The following is a 17,983-nucleotide window of genomic DNA, read 5'->3' on the forward strand; positions in this document are numbered from 1 at the left end:
AAATCATAGTGTTCTTTTATTAATTCCGGTTGTGTATTAATACCAGATGCGTTTCTGAGACTTTGCATGGAGTAAGATTTACATCAGCAATATACATAAAAAATGCTGCCGTAATGGCAGCATGAATTTTATTATGGGATATAGTAAGGCAGTATGCAAAAAAACATTAACCTTCTAACTTAGTTAAGTTCCGATTATACTTTAATCGATCCAATATCTTAATAAACCCAACAAAACCTCTAATAGTGAATAAGGTAAAATTCACACTGCCAAAGGTATGGAAAATGGACCATTTCCTCCACTTAAATAGTCTGGTGTTTTTCTCAAAATACCATTGGGCGATGCTCATTGGGACACTGAATATCAAACTTTTGAGAAAGATATTTCTTAATTTGTCATTGTAAGAAATCTTAACCCAAATCACACTTAAAAGCGGGAAAAACAAAATATCATAAATTACGTTGGTTTTAAAAATTTTTGAAAAAGGGCGGACCGGATATTCAACTCTTTTCGTTCCAACAACATAGGCATCAACAAGAGTGGCAAGAACGCCTTTCGAGAAAAAGACAACTAAAGTCTCCCTCATTTTTTTCCCTTTAAATAAAAATGGAACTGAAAAAATGCACAATCCGAGAAGCAGGTTCAATAATTTTTTCTCCATTGAGAATCAGCCTTTCTATTACAGATAGTACTAAATTCACCCATTTTGAATTTATTTATTCTTGAACCTGTTAATTCTAAGCATTTTATAAAAAATAAAGCTGCCATTTGGCAGCCGGATCAATTATCTTATAGGAATTATTCATTTTAATGATGGTGATGATGCTCATAGCCATGTTCTTCTGCATACTTACGGAAATTTTCCAGATCCTGCATTCCTGTCGAAGTGCCGTCAAGGGCCTGATTCATACGCTCTAGCAGCACTGTTCTCAACTTTGGATGGTATCCGAAGTATTCAGCAATATCTATGGATATATGAGGATAGCTTGCTTTAAACTGTTCGGCCATTTTGTTCATTCTTTCCATTAAAATGCCGGTAAATAAGAAATATGGCAGCATGATGATCTTTTTAGCGCCCAGTTTAATGCAGCGCTCCATCCCATCCTTGACGGTTGGGGTTGTAACCCCCATGAAGGCACATTCAACAGCAGATACATTTAACTTTTCCCACAGCAATCTGCTGATCTTATAAAAATCAGCATTGGCATATGGATCGCTGCCGCCCCGTCCGATTAATAAAATAGCCGTATCTTCATGTGTTTGATTTACATCAAAGCCGGTTTCGGCAAGTCTTGTTTTTAATATTTCAAGGACTTCCTCATGAACCCCTATCGTCTGGCCATAGGTGAACTGAATATCCGGGAAATGCTCTTTGGCATGTTCAATTTCTGCCGGAATGTGCAGTTTGGAGTGTCCGGCATGCAATAGGATGATGGGAATGACATGGATTTCATCTGCCCCTTTTTCAACACAAAGCTGAATTCCGTCTTCAATATTGGGGGATGCAAATTCCAAGAAGCAGGTTTCTACCAGAAGGGCTGGGTCAATGCAGTCTCTCATTTGCCCGACGAATTGGCGGACCTCGTTATTCCCTGCCTCCATCCTGCTGCCATGCCCGACAAATAAGACAGCTTTTTTCATTGTTCCTTTTCCTTTCTTGTATTTATCAATTCCTTTTATGCGGTTTTCATTGCGTTTACGTTCGCCGTGTTCCATAGAGTAAATGATTGCATCTTCTTTCACTGCTTCTTGAACAATGCCGCGGGCTGTTTCTTCTTGCTGGACTGAATACCAGGTTCCTTTTGGGTAATCAATGACGACGCATTTGTCTTTGCAGCGGCCATTGCAGCGTGTACGGGATGTATGAATATGCTCGTCTAAACGGTTTTTTCGGATTTCATCGCGTATTTGCTGTGTGACTTCTTCTGCGCCTGCTCCCATACAGGTTGCGCCGTTGCAGATGAGCAGGTGACGCTGCATTTGTGTTAGGTTCCAGGTTGTCATTAGGTGACCTCCCTCTATTTATTTTGTTTCTCAATCTTGTAAGTTTGGATAGGCTTAGTATTAAGCCCGTTGATTTCCGCTGCGGGCACTTGTTTTCCGCGGGGCGTGCGGTGAGTCTCCTCGGCGCATGCGCCTGCGGGGTCTCACCTGTCCCGCTGCTCCCACAGGAGTTAAGTGCCCTCCGCTCCAATCAACTCAGCGAATAAATCTATTTTGAAATCTAAACCCCCACTGACAACCTAATTTTTGAAAGCTTCCGGATAAAAACCTTTTGCCAAAACCTCAAGCGCTTCCCCAACACGAACTCCTTCAGATGCTGCTGATAAAGGCAGGATGACAAAGCGTTCGTTTTGGACGGCAGGTGTCTGGCTTAAGGCCGGATCTTTTTTTAGGAATTCTATTTTTTGTTCTGCAGTTGTTGATCCATAATCTATCACTGCTATTACATCAGGCTGGCGTTCAACTGCATCTTCTTTTGAGACAGTCGCCCAATTTCCTTTTACATCCCCGAAGACATTGTGGCCGCCTGCCATTGTGATAAGTGTGTTCATGAAGTTTTGTGTGGCGGTGAATACATCTGTTTCGCCGCTGTCGTAAACCAGGACATCCAGCGGCTCTTTTACTTTGGGCAATTGTGATGTTATGGCTTCAATCTCTTGGTTCATTTGGGCAATTAGTTTTTCACCGCGTTCTTCTACCCGGAAAATGTTTGCGATATTGCGGATGTCACCATAGATATCTTCCAGGGTGGGTGCCACTTTAACAGATGAAGATTGTAAGTAGCTATTAATGCCTAATTTCTTTAGTTCTTCACGTGTTGCAATGTTTTTCTCATTGAATGCACTTTCCCAGCCGCCATATAGAAAGTCTGCTTCTTCTGATATGACTTGCTCTTTTGATGGATACTGTTCTGCTAATACTGGAACTTTGTCGTATGCCTCCTGTAGTGGCTCATAAATCTCGTTATCTAAAAATGCTGTACCAGCCATTGAATCTTCTAAACCAAGTGCCAGCATGATTTCAGTCACATGCTGATTTAATGATATAGCACGCTTTGGCGCTTCTTCGTATTCATTCACAAACCCTTCATTTTCAATAACCACTTTCTCCGTCTGCTCCGCTTGTTCACTTTTCACCTTTGCTGTATTTGCCTTTTCGCTTGAGCATGCGGACAATAATAATACGGCCGCTAAGACCAGAAAAGCCCAAATTCTGCTGATTTTCATGTTTATAGGTCCCTCGATTCCATTTAATCGTTTGTGTAAAAAAATAAATGAATCTTTTTGGTAAATGGGTTTTTCGAAACACCAGCCTGCATATGGAAGACTTCTCTTAATGTCTCTTCTGTAAGGACTTGCTCAGGTGTCCCTGACATATAAAGAGCTCCATCGTTCATGACAAGGAGTTCATCGCAATACCCGGCTGCCAGATTTAAATCATGAAGGGCAGCCACAATGGTGATAGGCAGATCCTTCACTAAATCCATTAATTGATATTGATGTTCAATATCCAGATGATTGGTCGGTTCATCCAGAATTAATATGTTTGCCTGCTGTGCCAGGGCGCGAGCGAGCATCACCCTTTTTTTCTCGCCGCCGGATAAATGGCTGAATGTGCGGTTTTCCAGGTGAAGCACATTCGCGAGCATCATGCTTTCTTCCACAATGGCAAAGTCGTCCCGGTTATCAGCGGCAAGCCATTTTTTGTACGGCGTCCGTCCCATCATGACTAAATCTTTTACCGTAAAATCAAAGAGCACCGGTGTTTCCTGACTGACAACAGCTAACTCCTGAGCAAGCTTTTTCTGAGAGATATCGAGAATATCTTTTTCATATAACGTCACGAAACCGCTCGTTTGTTTTAAATGACGATAAATGATTTTTAGCATCGTAGATTTTCCGCTGCCATTCGGCCCAATGATGCCAACGAATTTCCCCAGTTCCACAGAAAAAGAGATATTATTTAAAATTTGCTTGTCCGGCACTGAAAAGGACATATTTTTGACCTGGATCATCCTTATTCACCGTCCCCAAAAGAATATTGCTTTCGCCTAAGCATCCAGATAAAGAATGGGCTTCCGCAAATAGCGGTTATAATCCCGATTGGCATTTCTTCAGGCGCCAGCACTATACGTGCACCCATATCGGCCCAAACTAAGAAAATGGCACCCATTAGGGCGCTTATCGGGAGAACCATTTTGTAATTAGACCCTGCCATCATCCGTACGATGTGAGGGATAATCAGCCCGACAAAGCCAATGCTTCCGCTGACCGCGACGACCACACCGGTCAGAAGGGATACAAAGAGAATGATAAAGATACGAAACCGGTCCAGATTAACACCAAGTGTCGCGGCCGTTTCCTCTCCAAGCAATAAAGCATTAAGCTGCCGATAATTCATAAGCAGCAGAATAAAAACAAGCAGCATTGAAAAAAATGGGATGCCAAGATTGGACCATTTCGCGCCAGCCAGACTGCCGAGCATCCAATGCATGACCGCTTGAATGCCGCCCTGCTGCTTGGACATCATCAGCATAAAATTGGTAATGGCGGATAACACCATCGAAACCGCAATCCCTGCCAAAAGCAGACGAATGACCGATAGGCGTCCATTGACACGTGCTAGGAAAAACACAATCATGACCGCAAGGATAGCCCCTAAGAATGCGGCCAAGGATATGGCATACTCCCCCAAAATGCTGAATGCACCAAGTAAAATGACAGATGCAGCTCCAACGGATGCTCCGGAAGATACTCCGAGAATATAAGGATCTGCTATCGAGTTTTTCACTAATGCTTGAATGGCTGCGCCGCAAATGGCCAGGGAAGCACCTACTATGGCCGCAAGTACAATACGAGGGAATCGTATATCCCAAATAATAACCGTTTGTGCCTTGGAAGCATCTGTTTCTGTGAATACACCCAGCTTGGAGAATAGCACTTCCCCAATAAGGCGCGGGGTAATATCCACAGATCCTACCATCACGGCAAAAGTCATGGAAGCAAGCAGCCCCGCGGCCAGTGCAGCCATCAGTAATGTAAATCGTGCACTAGTCATATATGCTTTACAGGCTCCCAGCTGATGATTGCTGCATGGAAAGGGTAACGGTACACATACTGGCCATCCTCTTTGGAAATAAATCGTTCCAAGGATGCTTCCACATGTGCTTGCTCAAACCGGGGAGATAAGATTTTCTTGCTCTGGGCATTAATTAATTGCTGCCATGTATCATAACGATGCTCCCGCTCAAGCTTTATCATTTCACAATCTGCATAAATGTCTAGCTGGTACAGCATGTTGACGATCGTGATATAATCCCGGCGCGGGTATTTAATGTCATAGCCAAACTGCTCATCCAATAGGACGTAATGAGGCTGAATAGGCCCTGTTGTTAAGCCGATAATGGCACGCTTTTTTGCCAGCATGTTCATTTTCTTCAGCGCTTCATTCATTTCATACATCCGATAAAAGCAGTTCACCCCCACCACGACATCGTGCGGCTCCAATTGTGCTTCTTCCCATTTGCTGTGGACAAACTGGATAGGCCCATCCTCTTCAAAGTACTGCTTTAAGTATGCGAGCACACTCTTTGAACCATCGACAAGCGTTAAGCTTCTGACATCCTGGCTGAGCGGAAATGTATAGTTGCCCCATCCCGGACCTAATTCAATACAGGTAGAGTCTTTCGGGATGTGCGGCCTCATTTTTTCGTAAATCTTTTTGGCATACTCATCTGTCTGCTTGTATCTTTTTTTCTTCATGGACTGCATCCAAAAGGCTTCTTCCAGCTCATCATCAACCATTCGCTCCGGCATCCTGCCATGCCAGTCCAGCATGCCTTCCTTCCAGAGCTTATCAAAATCGTATTGCAAAGGGGATTCTTTAATCATTGAAATTCTCCTCAATTTCTAAAACCTAAATAGATACAGCGTCCTAAATTCTCGGGCTGGCTGCTTAAAACTCCAGCCCCTTCATGGCTTTAACATCCTGTTCGGCATAATAATGCTTGGTGGCATCGATGGTTGACACTAAATCGGCTAATTCGAGAATGGCAGGATGTGCGGAACGCCCTGTGATAACCAGATGCATCTTTTTTGGACGGTTTTGAATGGCGTCTACCACCTCGGATAACGGCAGCACATCGTCAATTGGAAACCGTGTGATGGCCAAGGCATTATTCAGTTCGTCGAGCACTAATACATCTGTTGTTTCATCTTTTAGTTCATGTTTTACCGTCTGCCATGCGATCGCAAGTGCTTGTCGATGCTCCTCCGGAGTTTTTTTCCATGTAAACCCGATTCCTAATTGAACAGTTTCAACACCAAGTTTTCTTAGTGCCAGCTGTTCACCATATGTACGTTCCGGTGATTTAATAAATTGATAGTATTTAACCTTCATGCCGCGGCCAATGGCCCTTAATACGACACCAAGCGAGGCGGTTGTTTTTCCTTTGCCATCGCCTGTATAAACTAACAGCATCCCTTTTTGTGCCATACAACATTCCTCCTTAAAGCCAGGTTGTCTTTTCAGCAAATGGTGTACGCTTTTTCTCGGAGGCAATTTCTTCTGCCGGATAGCCGATGCATAGCGTCCCCACTAATTGCTCCTCGTCAGATGCACCGATAAAATCATGCAGTGCGGTATCATGCACCAAACCAACGCCTCTTGTACGCCATACCATGCCTAACCCCAGCTGTTCGGCCATCAGCCACATCGACATGATGGCACTGCTTACAGCAAAGACATTATCTTTTGTCGCTCCTTCATCTCCTTCAACAATGGCGGATGTCACGACTATGATCAAGGGCGTGTTCGTGATGGCTTTCATGGAACTCTCCACTAAATTCGGCTTCGCGGGAAAGCGCTTTTGCAAGTAATCAAGTGCCACCTGCTCGTAGCGTTTTAAGCTTTCTCCCTGTAATACATAGAAATGCCATGGTTCACGCATACGGTCATTTGGTGCATATGTGGCTGCTGCTAATAATGTCTCGATTTTGTCTCGTTCTACTTCGCGCGATTCAAAGTTTCGAATCGCACGGCGTTTTTTCAAGGCTTCTAACATAATTCATGCTCCTTTTCTCTAAACCAGGCAATTTGATTCCGTACTCCAACCACATCTCCAACCAATATCATCGATGGATTCGAGATGCCTTGAATCTGGATATCCTCTGCAATCGTTTCAAGTGTCCCTGTAATCGTCCGCTGATTGGCAGTTGTGCCCCATTCAATCACAGCGGCAGGGGTTGTTCGGCTTTTGCCATTGGCAATTAAGCTTTTCGTAATGTGAGCAATATTGCCAATGCTCATATAAAAGGCGACCGTATCAATTTGAGCAAGCGCAGACCACTTTAAAAAGTCCTGCTCCTTTTCAGCGCGGCCATGGCCTGTTACAATGGCAAAACTTGCCGCATGATCACGGTGTGTCACAGGAATCCCTGCATATGCAGGCGCAGCAATCCCGGCGGTTATACCAGGAACAATTTCAAAGGGAATACCCGCTTCCCGCAAAATGGCCGCTTCTTCAGCACCGCGTCCAAATACAAAAGGGTCACCGCCCTTTAAGCGCAGCACCTGCCTCCCCAGGTTTGCCTGATCCACCAGCACCCGATGAATTTCTTCCTGAATCAATCCATGCCTTCCCGGCTCTTTCCCGCAGTAAATCAGCTCTGCATCTTCTTTTGCATGTGTTAAAATTTCCGCATTCACCAGACGGTCATATAAAATCACATCAGCCTCCTGAATGCACTCCAATCCGCGAATCGTCAGCAGTTTAGGGTCACCTGGTCCAGCTCCAACAATATAGACAAATCCGCTCATTGCTCTTCTCCTAAACGCTTAAGCAGCCAGGCTTCACATTTTTGCATATCGCCTTGCTCCACCCACTTCAAAACTTGAGGATCCAAAAGCTCTGCCAATAGCTGCTTTTTTTCATCCCCCGTAAACTTCACTAAGATTCGCTGACGGGCTTCCTTTAAAAAAGATACATACTGCGCATAATGCTCTCCATATTCCTCTGCTAATTCTGACTTCACTTTGCGGGTCAGACCGGGGCTTGCGCCAGATGTTGATACGGTCAAAACGAATTCACCGCGTCGGACAACTGCGGGATTAATGAAATCAATACGGCCCTTTGCATCTGCACGGCTGAGCAGCTGCCAATGCTGTGCTGCTTCTTCCACTGCATTGTTTACTTCTTCGTCGTTTGTTACGGCAAAGATCAGGGCCGCGTCATCTAAATCAGCCGGTTCGAACGATTTTTCTTTCCATGTCACAAGTCCTTCATGGATATACTGCTCTAATTTTTCAGTAACCACCGGGCTGATTACAGTAACTTGCGCTTTCGTTGGCAGGAGTGCTTCTGCCTTCTGGCGTGCCACATGTCCACCACCGACAATGACCACCTTTTTATAGTCAAGATTCATTAATAACGGGAAATAATTCATGTTCTGCCTCCAAACAAGCTGCCAGCCAATTTTTCACAAGCTGGGGATTCGATGCAAAATGAAAGTGTGTATAGCCGGCTACAAGATTATCAGTTAAATAGCCTTCCCGCTGAGAGCGGAAGCGGCCTTTGCTAAAGTAAGCCGGTGATGAAAGCTCTCCTTCATATGATGAGTAATGGAATTCATGCCCTTTTGCCTGCTCTCCTTCATTCATCAGGAAGTTGCCCGGAACACCTGTAATTTCCCGATATCCGAGTGCAGCCAATTTATCCTGCATCCTCACCCGGCCCGGAATCACACCGATCATCGGGAATGCCTGTCCTTTTCGATCCGCAATTTCTTCTGTTAAATACATAAAACCGCCGCATTCTGCCAATGTTGGAAGTCCCCGCTCCAGCGCGGCCTTGATGGAAAGCTTCGCTGCTTCATTTTTTGCCAAAGTTTCAGCAAACTCTTCAGGAAAACCGCCGCCTATATAGAGCCCTTGCGCTTTTTCGGGAACCTCTTCATTTTGCAATGGAGAGAAGAAATCCAATGTGGCACCATGGGCACGCAGCAATTCTAAGTTTTCTTCATAGTAAAAATTAAAGGCCGCATCTCTGGCAACCGCAATATGTACTTCCTGTCTTTCCGGCTGTGCATCAAAAATCGAAGAGGAAACCGCCAGGACTTGGGCTTTCGTTAGTTCCAGAAGCTGATCAATATCGACTGTTTCTTCAATCGCTTCTGCCAGACTATCAAAATAGGAATCTAAATCACCGCGTTCTATGGCCGGCACCAGCCCCAAATGACGGCTTGGCATCTTGGCTACAGCTCCTTTCGGGAGATAGCCAATGACAGGAATTCCGCATTCTTGTTCAATCGCTGTTTTGACAATGTCAAAATGGCTTCTGCTTCCTAATTGATTGGCAATGACACCGACGATATGGGAGTTTTCATCAAGCATTTGAAAACCTTTTACAATCGCCGCCGCACTTCTTGCCATACTTGCGGCATTGACAATTAAAATGACGGGGCTGCTTGTAATCTCGCTAATATGAGCTGCAGACCCTTCATTTGATAATGGGGATTTGCCATCATAGAATCCCATCACCCCTTCTATAATCGCTGCATCTGCATCATTGCTCGCTCTTGCGACAATGGCGCGGACGGTATCATGGTCCATCATGAAACTATCAATATTCCGGGAAGGGCGTTTCGTGACAGCTGAATGATACGCCGGGTCAATGTAATCAGGACCGCATTTAAAACCCTGTACGTTTAACCCGCGCTTCATCAGCGCACGCATAATACCGATGGTGAACGTTGTTTTTCCGACACCGCTTCCTGTTCCTGCCAGAACAAATCGATTCATCCTCTTCCCTCCTCAAAGTGGACGCGTGCAATGCTGATGGTCACATTGCCGCTTTTCTTTTTCTCCAGCAGCAATTCCTTCGCATTCGCATACCTCATGGACGCCGGTTCACTGACCCCATACGCGCCTGTATATTTGAAGACGGTGTCCGACGGATTCTGCATCGGAGTCTCATTCAGCTCTTCAGGTGTGTATGTAACAAACGGCCAGTTATATTTAGATGTTAATTCAAGCAGGCCAGCCTCGTTTTTCTTTAGATTAATAGACGCAACGGCTTTCACACTTTTCTTGCTCAACTTCATTTCTGCCAATGTTTCATCAATGACTTGTTCAATCTCAGCCATTGATGTTCCGCGATTGCAGCCTATGCCGAGAACAATTGATTTGGGACGGTACAGGACCCCGTTTTCAAGCAGCACCTCTTCATGCGGTTCCATAAGGCGATCTGTAATAAGCAGTGCGGCTTGCGGCTTTGCATTGATGGCTTCCTCTATTGATGGATAAATCTTTAGATTTTCCGGCAATTCCCGATCATACGTCCACCAGTTCTTCTCCCCGGTTTCCTGCACGATCGCCACATGTTCTTCATTGACAACCGATGCACTGACAGGTGTTAATTTTTCTTCGCTATCCCACACCCACCCAAATTGGGCTCCAAATAAATCGACGGGAATTGTTTTTTGAACATCTGATGCGGTGGTCACAACGGGCGCCGCCCCAATCGCATGGGCAAATTCATGTGTTAATGCATTGGCACCGCCAATATGGCCGGATAAAACGCTGATGACATACTGGCCTTTATCATCAACCACCAGCACGGCAGGGTCTTTCTTTTTATCGATCAGAAGCGGGGCAATCATGCGGACGACAGCACCAAGGGAAATGATGCAGATAATCCCTTTATACTGCTGGAATAATACGGGCAATAATAGGCGGACCGTGCCATCAAATAACTGAATTTGCCGTACTTCTTCATCGCCCTGTTCGAATTTTTTCATATAATAAAGGTCTGCATACGGGAATTTTTCCGTATAGCTTCTTGCATGCGCAACCCCATGCTTTGTAATGGCAACAAGGGCATAGGGTTTGCGCTTTTCAATTACCGGAATTTCACCTTCGCGCAAACTAATCATTCGCCGTCACACCTTTGCGGAAGCCATGTGTGAATGTTTTGTCATATAGCTTCGAGCGGTATTCTTTTTCATGGATATGCGGGTCCAATGCCCAGCCTGCCAGAATCATCGCATGCTTGCGGATGCCGTTGACACGCATCGCTTCGTCCAGCTCAGACAGTGTGGTGCGGATAATTTTCTGATCCGGCCAGGAAGCACGCTGCACAACCGCAACTGGTGTATTGTCTGCCCATCCGGCTGCCTGCAGTTCCTTTGTGATTTTCTTTGTTAAGGTCGCACTTAGAAACATCGCGATTGTACAGTGATGGCTGGCCAATGCCTGTAATTTTTCACGCTCCGGCACTGGTGTCCGCCCTTCAGCCCTTGTTAATATAAGAGTTTGCGTTAAATCCGGAATGGTCAGCTCTGCCCCTACTGCCGCTGCGGAGGCAAAAACAGAACTGACGCCTGGTACTACTTCACAGCTGATATCGTGCTGTTTCAATAACGCCACTTGCTCCATCGTTGCCCCGTACATGGCCGGGTCGCCTGTATGCAGACGTACAACCGTTTTACCAGCATTGACTCGTTCAGCAATGCAATCCACCATTTCTTCAAGATGCATCCCGGCAGTGCGGATAATCTCTGCCGACTCCTTGGCTTCCGCCACTAATGTCTCGCTGACAAGAGAGTCGGTATACATGACAACATCGGCTTCTTTTAATAGCTTTAAGCCTTTTACCGTAATTAAATCGGGATCTCCAGGTCCCGCTCCGATAATCCAAATTTTCTTCATTTGCGCACCACCATACATGACAAGTAATTTAACTCAGCTCCTCGGAGCTCATGGACATTCCATATGACCTCTTCGTCAGATGTAACCTTTGTTACAACATGTGTTTTGTCCAGTAAATCCATTTCTTCCAATAGATTCAGCATATCGTCCAATACTTTCGCTACTTTAATGAAAACAATCGCATCATGAGTTTCAATCACCCGCCGCATTTCCTCCATATTCCCGGTTGCCGGAATCATCGCGACATGGTCATCACCATCAGCCAGGGCAATTCCCAAGCGATTAACAGAACCATTAAAGGACGAGATGCCAGCTACCGTTTCAATCGGAACTTCAGGATGCATTGTCTGCATCAGCTTCATTAAATGGATAAAGGTGCTGAACAGCATCGGATCCCCTTCCGTCACGAATGCCACATCTTTTCCCTGAGACAGAAAGCCATAAATAGCTTTTGCGGATTTTGTCCACTCAGCCCTTAATGTCTCTTCGTCTTTTGTCATTGGAAAAACCAAACCAAGCATTTCTTTTTCTTCGGGATTTATATACATGTCTACAATGCGATGGGCGTAGGATTTACTGCCTCTTAATTTTTTGGGATAAGCAATGACCGGGCTTTCCTGCAATTTGCGGAATGCTTTTACCGTGATTAATTCCGGATCTCCCGGCCCGACTCCTAATCCATATAAAGTTCCGATTGTCATTTAGTTCTTTCCTTTCTTTGCAGTCACAATAAAAATGGGATTTAACGGTTCGAAGCGTGTTAAATGCAGGATTGGCTTGCTTTTTGAAATCTGTGCCTGCAATACGGATACTTCACAGCCCATATTTTTCAAATGCTTCATCGCTTCTGCGAGATTTTCGATTGTGGCAATATTCATCACGAGCCGGCCATTCGGCTGCAGCCTTGAAAGGCATGATTGCAATAAAAGCTCCATATTCCCGCCATTTCCGCCAATAAAAATCGCATTCGGATCAGGAAATTCATCCAGCCTCTCAGGCGCCTTTCCAAGGACGGCCGTGAAATCTGTCCGATGTTTTAATTGATTTTCCAGGCAATTCTCCAGGTCGCCCTCATTCTTTTCAATCGCATACACGGCCCCTTCCCGGGCTATTTTCGCTGCCTCAATCGCAACGGAGCCTGTACAGGTTCCAATATCCCAGACGATGCTGTTTTCCTTTAGCTTCAGCTCCTGAATACAAAGAGTCCTGATCTCCTTTTTCGTAATCAAGCCTTTATCCGGCTTTCTCTGTACGAACCTATCATCCGGAATTCCCAGTGAGGCACGCTCTACTGCCACACGCTGCTTTAAAATCACCACATTTAATGGATAAAAAGATGATTGCTCCATTTCATCCAAAGTGAAAAAGCGGCAGCGCTCATCTTCCCCCTGCAGGTTTTCAGCAACAAAGGCATCATACTCCGTCATGCCGAACTTCTTTAAATACGTTGAAATGGCCTGCGGAGAATTTTTTTCGTCTGTTAAAATAGCAATCTTTTTCCGCCCGTCGATTCTTTGGGCAAAGCCTTTAATAGAACGGCCATGCAGGCTGACAATATACGCATCCTGCCAGCTTTCCTGCATTTTCGAAAAAGCGAGCTGAACAGAGCTTGTATAAGGATAAATCTCCAATGGAAGCTTTTTCGCCAATACACCGCCAAGCCCGTAAAACAGCGGATCACCTGATACCAAAATAACTGTATTGCGTTTTTCTTGCTGCAGGTCAGCCGTTAATGCCGACAAGCCGCCTTTGATTACTTTTTTCTCTCCAGTAAATTCCGGGAAGAATTGCAAATGACGTTCCCCGCCGACCAGGACATCACATTCATGAATCCAGTCTATGTATGGGGGGAGCAATCCTTCTGCGCCATTATCCCCGATACCAATCATCTTCATCCAATTTGTCAATATTCTCAGCCTTTCCTAGACAGCTTCCATTCATGGCATACAGAGTTGTCGATACTTTGATGCTTGCGTTCATATGATTCAGTGCATAATAGCAGCAGTTTCGGCAAAGGGATTCAAAGAATGCTTCGTTTCCCTGAAGGATTTCACCAACCTGTGATGCCGTATTTGCCTGTAAAATGTCCTGCTGAATTTCCTCACTGACACCCACTTTATTGGCCATACCTGCTAAAAATTCGAAACTGACTGGTGCACTTTTCGAGTGGACCATCATAACTCCCTGTGCAACTTTTGAAAATTTCCCCATCATCCCTACAAGAGAGACTTTGGGAAACTTCTTCCTTGCTATATTCTTTAAAGTAAAACCGACAAAATCGCCCATCTCGATAAAGGCTTCTTCCGGCAAATGCGGATATTGCTTCATGGCAAATTTTTCACTGCGTCCGCCTGTTGTAATGACTAAATGCTCACATCCTGCTTCTTTTGCGACATTGATCGCCTGAGCGATACTTGCCATATAGGCGGAACTGGAAAATGGCACCACCGTTCCCCGTGTACCTAAAATCGAGATTCCTCCAATAATGCCTAATCGGCCATTCAATGTTTTTTCTGCAATTTCTACACCGTCCGGAACCGAAATGACTACTTCAATGCCCCGATTTACTTTATATTTATCCATTGCTTCCTGGACGACACCATGGATCATTTTTCTCGGCACAGGGTTAATCGCTGCCTGCCCGACCGCTACTGGCAACCCTGCTTTCGTGACTCGTCCTACACCGATCCCTCCATCTAAATGGATGCCTTCTTCCTTGGCATAAGTCACTGTACTTTGAATTCGTGCCTGATGTGTGGCGTCCGGGTCGTCCCCTGCGTCTTTGATCGTTTCGCACATGACCCGGCCATCTGCACGATCAAATGCCGTCACTTTAAAAGTGGCATACTGGCCAACTGGCAGATAAATCGTAACTTCATTTGGCACCTCTCCGGTCACTAGTGCCTGCAGTGCTGCCTTTGTCATGGCTGCGGCACAGGCACCTGTCGTGTAGCCGTGCCGCATTTGGGATGGATCTTTTTTATTTCGCTGCTTTTGCCCGTTCATCCGCCATTATCGAAATGGCATTCAGCGCAGCGACCGTCACTGTACTGCCACCCTTTCTCCCTGCATTCGTAATAAATGGGATCCCTTCAAGCACGGCCAGCTCGGCTTTGGACTCTGCCGCTGATACAAAGCCGACTGGCATGCCAATAATCAAGTCTGGTTTCGCGAGCCCTTCTTTCACTAGACGAATCAATTCCAGGAGCGCTGTTGGCGCATTGCCGATGGCATAGATTCCTCCTTCATGCAGACTCACAGCTTTTTGCATGGAAATGATCGCACGTGTTGTTCCCTGGGCCTTCGCTTCCTTTGCAACATCTTCATCCGCAATATAGCAATGCAGGTCCCCGCCATGCTTTTGGAATCGCTTGCGTCCTGACCCGCTTTCAATCATTTGTACATCTGCCACGACATGACGGCCCGCTAAAATGGATTGAACACCTGCATCAATAGCATCCCGTGTAAAAATCATGCTTCTGCCCAGCTCGAAATCTGCCGAGGCATGGATGACACGCCGAACCACCAGCCACTGCTCGTCTGTAAATGGATGCTCGCCCATCTCCTCTTTAATAATTGCGAAGCTGTGATCATAAATTTTATCCGGATCTACCGTTACCGGTACAAATGTTGTATTAAAGTTCATGTTTGCCATGTGTAAAGCCCTCCCAATCTTTGAATCACTTCTTCGAAAGAAGTGCAGAAGTTTTCATATACGAGCGGTGGCCGCTTAATCAAAATAACAGGAATCCCCAATTCCAGAGCAGCGGTCATTTTTTCATCCACCGATCCCACTTTGCCGCTTTCTTTTGTAATCATCAGGGTCACTTCATATTGCTCACAAAGAGCTTTGTTTAATGACTCAGAAAATGGCCCCTGAATCGCAATAATATCCTTTTGTTTAACCCCAAGCTTTTGGCATTTTTCCATATTTCCCATGTTTGGAAGCATCCTGCATACAAGCCGGATATCATCACGCATTAAATATTTTGTGAAGATTTCCAGCGTTTTGCTGCCGGTTGTCAGCATAATCGTTCCTTTATGCGATTGAGCCAATTTTGCTGCTTCCTCATAACTTTCGGCTTCAGTTATGAGCGGTGAGGTAAACTGTTCATTTGGCCTTTCGTAACGTATGTAAGGAATGCTGCATGCTTTGGCTGCTGCCATTGCCGTTTTTGACGCTTCGTCCGCATAAGGGTGACTTGCGTCAATCACAGTGGTCATCTCTTGCATCTGAATCAATTCAATCATGTCATTTTCTGACAGCCGTCCCACTTTACAAGCAATGCCTTCAGCCTTCAAACTGTCAGCTGCCGATTCTGTGACAACGGTTGCCAATAAGGGATAACCTTGATTTTTCAATTGAATAGCTAATGCTCTCGCATCACTTGTGCCTGCTAAAAATAAAATCATAAGATCCCCCTAATCCCCGCATGGTGCCGGCTCGACTTCGATCTTGGAGCTCATATCCTGATAGGTAAAATACTGAATTTTTTTCACACGCTTAAAATATTTAAAAAGCCGTTCATTTGGATGCGCATTTTCTTTGTATTCTTCGATAATCTCCTTTAATAACGGCACCAGCTGATCGGGCTCAATTCCCTCTGCCACCGGCTGGGCAGCATGGGCTGTACGGCCAACCGGCTTTGCCCCGATAAATAGATCAAACTTCTTCTTGCGGTAAACTATGCCGATATCATCAAATACGGCCCGATAACAGGCCATACCGCAGCCGTTAAAACCAATATGCAGTTCCTTTGGAAGCTTTAACCCCCCCAGTTCAGCTGCAATTTTCTCTGCATATGGAATGGATTCTGCTTTCTCCCCGTAGCAAAAATCGCAGGCTTTTACATTTAGAACATCGCCCACTGGCATGACTGTCAGTTGATTTTGTTCGAGTTTTTCCACAATCGACTGAGGCCGTCCAGTTGGAATCTTGATTAAAAATCGGTGATCCGGTGTATATTCCATGGTGCCTTTCTCGCCAACAGCTTCTGCCAATACGCGCATTTGGTCTGGTGTAATAAATTTATTGGCAACCCCAGGCGTTACTGCAAATTCAAAAATATCTTCGATTGGCTGCTGCACCAAATGTGTTTGGTCAATCCCCGATTTCGTTGCCATCGATAAAGCCTTTAAAGCCATATCCATTGAGCTGGCTTCTTGTTTTCTTCTCTGGATCTGCTCGTAGCCGGCCTGTGCTTCCCCGGTTTCCTGATTTAATGCCCATGGCTCCGCTTCCTTTTTTAAACGCTGATGCGGCTTTAAGCTTTGCTTCTCTTCACCGAGCGTATACTTTCTCTGATATCCGCGAGGCGTAATGATTTTATTGTCATAAAAGAAAGTGGAGGAATTCCCGATCACAACCGTTGTCAGCATGCCTATATCGTGATCAAGCATTTCCGCCAGTGTAGTCAGAATGACATTCTGATTCTCGCGGTAAGCACTTTTCACAAGACCCACTGGTGTATCAGGAGAACGATATTTTAATAGGATCCTTTGTGCCTCGACAATCTGCCGTGTCCTTCTGCCGCTTTTCGGGTTATATAATGCGATGACAAAATCCGCCATCCCGGCTGCTTCAATGCGCTTTTCGATCACAGTCCAGGGTGTTAAATGATCACTCAGACTGATGGTGCAGGAGTCATGCATGACAGGTGCCCCCAGTAAACTCGCACATGAATTAATCGCAGAGATGCCCGGAACAATTTCCACTTCGATTCCTTCTTCTTCCGTCCAGCCCATTTCGATCAGCACTTCATACACTAAGCCAGCCATGCCGTATACACCCGAGTCACCGCTCGATATCACGGAAACAATATGGCCGGCTTCCGCTCTTTTCACTGCATCCTGCGCACGGGATACCTCCTCAGTCATCCCCGTGCTCACAATGGAACTTGCTGTAACGAATGGCATGATCAGATCTACGTAAGTTTTGTAGCCAATAATGCAATCACTCTGCTGCAGCGCATCCACAGCCCGTTTGGTTATATGCTCACGATCGCCCGGACCGAAGCCGACAACAAAGATTTTTCCCTTCTTCATAGGTAACCTCCAATTAAGAAAAGCACATGCGCCTTGCCTGCTGCCGTGCTGCTCTTAGCAGGCGCCCTGCGCCGGACAATTCTCAAAATTCATTGCTTCTTGCCAAATAAAAAATGCCTGCACTCCTTTTCAAAGGAATACAGGCATATGAAATGACAGTATAAAAATTAGCATACTGAAACTCAAAAACAATTGATCATAATTGTCCCGCCTATACTTCTCCCTCCGA

19 protein-coding genes are annotated in these 17,983 nt (G+C 45.4%); all 19 read right to left on the bottom strand.

Going from position 1 to position 17,983, the window contains the following annotated elements; genetic code table 11:
- Nucleotides 1–166 precede the first annotated feature (166 nt).
- Nucleotides 167–661: a CBO0543 family protein gene (locus tag NR125_RS15990; protein WP_256815694.1), complete on the bottom strand. Its 495-nt coding sequence runs from the start codon at nucleotides 659–661 to the stop codon at nucleotides 167–169.
- Between the two features lie 146 nt (nucleotides 662–807).
- Nucleotides 808–2,004 (bottom strand): CbiX/SirB N-terminal domain-containing protein, encoded by a 1,197-nt coding sequence (locus NR125_RS15995; RefSeq protein ID WP_071158338.1) that lies wholly within the window; start codon nucleotides 2,002–2,004, stop codon nucleotides 808–810.
- A gap of 239 nt (nucleotides 2,005–2,243) precedes the next feature.
- Entirely contained in the window at nucleotides 2,244–3,230 is a 987-nt protein-coding gene (locus NR125_RS16000) for an ABC transporter substrate-binding protein (protein ID WP_009334132.1), read from the bottom strand.
- A 23-nt stretch (nucleotides 3,231–3,253) separates the two neighbouring features.
- The gene (locus NR125_RS16005) at nucleotides 3,254–4,018 is read right to left on the bottom strand and encodes an ABC transporter ATP-binding protein (protein WP_019383386.1); all 765 of its coding nucleotides are present in this window, start codon (nucleotides 4,016–4,018) and stop codon (nucleotides 3,254–3,256) included.
- A 2-nt stretch (nucleotides 4,019–4,020) separates the two neighbouring features.
- Nucleotides 4,021–5,061, bottom strand: a complete 1,041-nt coding sequence (locus NR125_RS16010; RefSeq protein ID WP_034296895.1) for a FecCD family ABC transporter permease — start codon at nucleotides 5,059–5,061, stop codon at nucleotides 4,021–4,023.
- Nucleotides 5,058–5,894 carry a class I SAM-dependent methyltransferase gene (locus tag NR125_RS16015; RefSeq protein ID WP_071158340.1) on the bottom strand — a complete coding sequence of 279 codons (837 nt, stop codon included), beginning with the start codon at nucleotides 5,892–5,894 and terminating at the stop codon, nucleotides 5,058–5,060. The genes NR125_RS16010 and NR125_RS16015 overlap by 4 nt, the downstream gene beginning before the upstream one ends.
- Before the next feature lie 64 nt (nucleotides 5,895–5,958).
- The gene (locus NR125_RS16020; protein WP_071158342.1) at nucleotides 5,959–6,498 is read right to left on the bottom strand and encodes a cob(I)yrinic acid a,c-diamide adenosyltransferase; all 540 of its coding nucleotides are present in this window, start codon (nucleotides 6,496–6,498) and stop codon (nucleotides 5,959–5,961) included.
- Between the two features lie 13 nt (nucleotides 6,499–6,511).
- Entirely contained in the window at nucleotides 6,512–7,066 is a 555-nt protein-coding gene (locus NR125_RS16025) for a nitroreductase family protein (RefSeq protein ID WP_009334121.1), read from the bottom strand.
- Nucleotides 7,060–7,821 (bottom strand): uroporphyrinogen-III C-methyltransferase, encoded by a 762-nt coding sequence (cobA, locus tag NR125_RS16030; RefSeq protein WP_071158344.1) that lies wholly within the window; start codon nucleotides 7,819–7,821, stop codon nucleotides 7,060–7,062. The genes NR125_RS16025 and cobA overlap by 7 nt, the downstream gene beginning before the upstream one ends.
- Nucleotides 7,818–8,447 carry a precorrin-2 dehydrogenase/sirohydrochlorin ferrochelatase family protein gene (locus NR125_RS16035; RefSeq protein ID WP_071158346.1) on the bottom strand — a complete coding sequence of 210 codons (630 nt, stop codon included), beginning with the start codon at nucleotides 8,445–8,447 and terminating at the stop codon, nucleotides 7,818–7,820. The genes cobA and NR125_RS16035 overlap by 4 nt, the downstream gene beginning before the upstream one ends.
- The gene (locus NR125_RS16040) at nucleotides 8,416–9,801 is read right to left on the bottom strand and encodes a cobyrinic acid a,c-diamide synthase CobB (protein ID WP_019383383.1); all 1,386 of its coding nucleotides are present in this window, start codon (nucleotides 9,799–9,801) and stop codon (nucleotides 8,416–8,418) included. The genes NR125_RS16035 and NR125_RS16040 overlap by 32 nt, the downstream gene beginning before the upstream one ends.
- Nucleotides 9,798–10,934: a cobalt-precorrin 5A hydrolase gene (locus NR125_RS16045; protein WP_256815696.1), complete on the bottom strand. Its 1,137-nt coding sequence runs from the start codon at nucleotides 10,932–10,934 to the stop codon at nucleotides 9,798–9,800. Before NR125_RS16045 ends, NR125_RS16040 begins: the two co-directional genes overlap by 4 nt.
- A complete protein-coding gene (gene cobM / locus NR125_RS16050) occupies nucleotides 10,927–11,709 on the bottom strand; it encodes a precorrin-4 C(11)-methyltransferase (RefSeq protein ID WP_071158350.1) in 783 nt (260 codons plus the stop codon). Before cobM ends, NR125_RS16045 begins: the two co-directional genes overlap by 8 nt.
- The gene (cobI, locus tag NR125_RS16055; protein ID WP_009334115.1) at nucleotides 11,706–12,410 is read right to left on the bottom strand and encodes a precorrin-2 C(20)-methyltransferase; all 705 of its coding nucleotides are present in this window, start codon (nucleotides 12,408–12,410) and stop codon (nucleotides 11,706–11,708) included. Before cobI ends, cobM begins: the two co-directional genes overlap by 4 nt.
- The gene (locus tag NR125_RS16060; protein ID WP_009334113.1) at nucleotides 12,411–13,604 is read right to left on the bottom strand and encodes a bifunctional cobalt-precorrin-7 (C(5))-methyltransferase/cobalt-precorrin-6B (C(15))-methyltransferase; all 1,194 of its coding nucleotides are present in this window, start codon (nucleotides 13,602–13,604) and stop codon (nucleotides 12,411–12,413) included.
- The gene (locus NR125_RS16065) at nucleotides 13,579–14,715 is read right to left on the bottom strand and encodes a cobalt-precorrin-5B (C(1))-methyltransferase (protein WP_256815697.1); all 1,137 of its coding nucleotides are present in this window, start codon (nucleotides 14,713–14,715) and stop codon (nucleotides 13,579–13,581) included. The genes NR125_RS16060 and NR125_RS16065 overlap by 26 nt, the downstream gene beginning before the upstream one ends.
- Complete coding sequence (locus NR125_RS16070; protein WP_175502202.1) at nucleotides 14,690–15,355, bottom strand: precorrin-8X methylmutase; 666 nt, start codon at nucleotides 15,353–15,355, stop codon at nucleotides 14,690–14,692. Before NR125_RS16070 ends, NR125_RS16065 begins: the two co-directional genes overlap by 26 nt.
- Nucleotides 15,352–16,122 carry a precorrin-6A reductase gene (cobK, locus tag NR125_RS16075; protein WP_071158352.1) on the bottom strand — a complete coding sequence of 257 codons (771 nt, stop codon included), beginning with the start codon at nucleotides 16,120–16,122 and terminating at the stop codon, nucleotides 15,352–15,354. Before cobK ends, NR125_RS16070 begins: the two co-directional genes overlap by 4 nt.
- Before the next feature lie 9 nt (nucleotides 16,123–16,131).
- Nucleotides 16,132–17,754, bottom strand: a complete 1,623-nt coding sequence (gene cobJ, locus NR125_RS16080) for a precorrin-3B C(17)-methyltransferase (RefSeq protein WP_071158354.1) — start codon at nucleotides 17,752–17,754, stop codon at nucleotides 16,132–16,134.
- Between the last annotated feature and the right edge of the window lie 229 nt (nucleotides 17,755–17,983).

The organism is Cytobacillus sp. Bac17, from assembly GCF_024519925.1.
Classification (GTDB): domain Bacteria; phylum Bacillota; class Bacilli; order Bacillales; family Cytobacillaceae; genus Cytobacillus; species Cytobacillus pseudoceanisediminis.

Excerpts from the sequence above, each read along its gene's own strand:
- NR125_RS15990 (WP_256815694.1), bottom strand. The coding sequence starts at position 661 with ATGGAGAAAAAATTATTGAACCTGCTTCTCGGATTGTGCATTTTTTCA.
- NR125_RS15995 (WP_071158338.1), bottom strand. The coding sequence starts at position 2,004 with ATGACAACCTGGAACCTAACACAAATGCAGCGTCACCTGCTCATCTGC.
- NR125_RS16000 (WP_009334132.1), bottom strand. The coding sequence starts at position 3,230 with ATGAAAATCAGCAGAATTTGGGCTTTTCTGGTCTTAGCGGCCGTATTA.
- NR125_RS16005 (WP_019383386.1), bottom strand. The coding sequence starts at position 4,018 with ATGATCCAGGTCAAAAATATGTCCTTTTCAGTGCCGGACAAGCAAATT.
- NR125_RS16010 (WP_034296895.1), bottom strand. The coding sequence starts at position 5,061 with ATGACTAGTGCACGATTTACATTACTGATGGCTGCACTGGCCGCGGGG.
- NR125_RS16015 (WP_071158340.1), bottom strand. The coding sequence starts at position 5,894 with ATGATTAAAGAATCCCCTTTGCAATACGATTTTGATAAGCTCTGGAAG.
- NR125_RS16020 (WP_071158342.1), bottom strand. The coding sequence starts at position 6,498 with ATGGCACAAAAAGGGATGCTGTTAGTTTATACAGGCGATGGCAAAGGA.
- NR125_RS16025 (WP_009334121.1), bottom strand. The coding sequence starts at position 7,066 with ATGTTAGAAGCCTTGAAAAAACGCCGTGCGATTCGAAACTTTGAATCG.
- cobA (WP_071158344.1), bottom strand. The coding sequence starts at position 7,821 with ATGAGCGGATTTGTCTATATTGTTGGAGCTGGACCAGGTGACCCTAAA.
- NR125_RS16035 (WP_071158346.1), bottom strand. The coding sequence starts at position 8,447 with ATGAATTATTTCCCGTTATTAATGAATCTTGACTATAAAAAGGTGGTC.
- NR125_RS16040 (WP_019383383.1), bottom strand. The coding sequence starts at position 9,801 with ATGAATCGATTTGTTCTGGCAGGAACAGGAAGCGGTGTCGGAAAAACA.
- NR125_RS16045 (WP_256815696.1), bottom strand. The coding sequence starts at position 10,934 with ATGATTAGTTTGCGCGAAGGTGAAATTCCGGTAATTGAAAAGCGCAAA.
- cobM (WP_071158350.1), bottom strand. The coding sequence starts at position 11,709 with ATGAAGAAAATTTGGATTATCGGAGCGGGACCTGGAGATCCCGATTTA.
- cobI (WP_009334115.1), bottom strand. The coding sequence starts at position 12,410 with ATGACAATCGGAACTTTATATGGATTAGGAGTCGGGCCGGGAGATCCG.
- NR125_RS16060 (WP_009334113.1), bottom strand. The coding sequence starts at position 13,604 with ATGAAGATGATTGGTATCGGGGATAATGGCGCAGAAGGATTGCTCCCC.
- NR125_RS16065 (WP_256815697.1), bottom strand. The coding sequence starts at position 14,715 with ATGAACGGGCAAAAGCAGCGAAATAAAAAAGATCCATCCCAAATGCGG.
- NR125_RS16070 (WP_175502202.1), bottom strand. The coding sequence starts at position 15,355 with ATGAACTTTAATACAACATTTGTACCGGTAACGGTAGATCCGGATAAA.
- cobK (WP_071158352.1), bottom strand. The coding sequence starts at position 16,122 with ATGATTTTATTTTTAGCAGGCACAAGTGATGCGAGAGCATTAGCTATT.
- cobJ (WP_071158354.1), bottom strand. The coding sequence starts at position 17,754 with ATGAAGAAGGGAAAAATCTTTGTTGTCGGCTTCGGTCCGGGCGATCGT.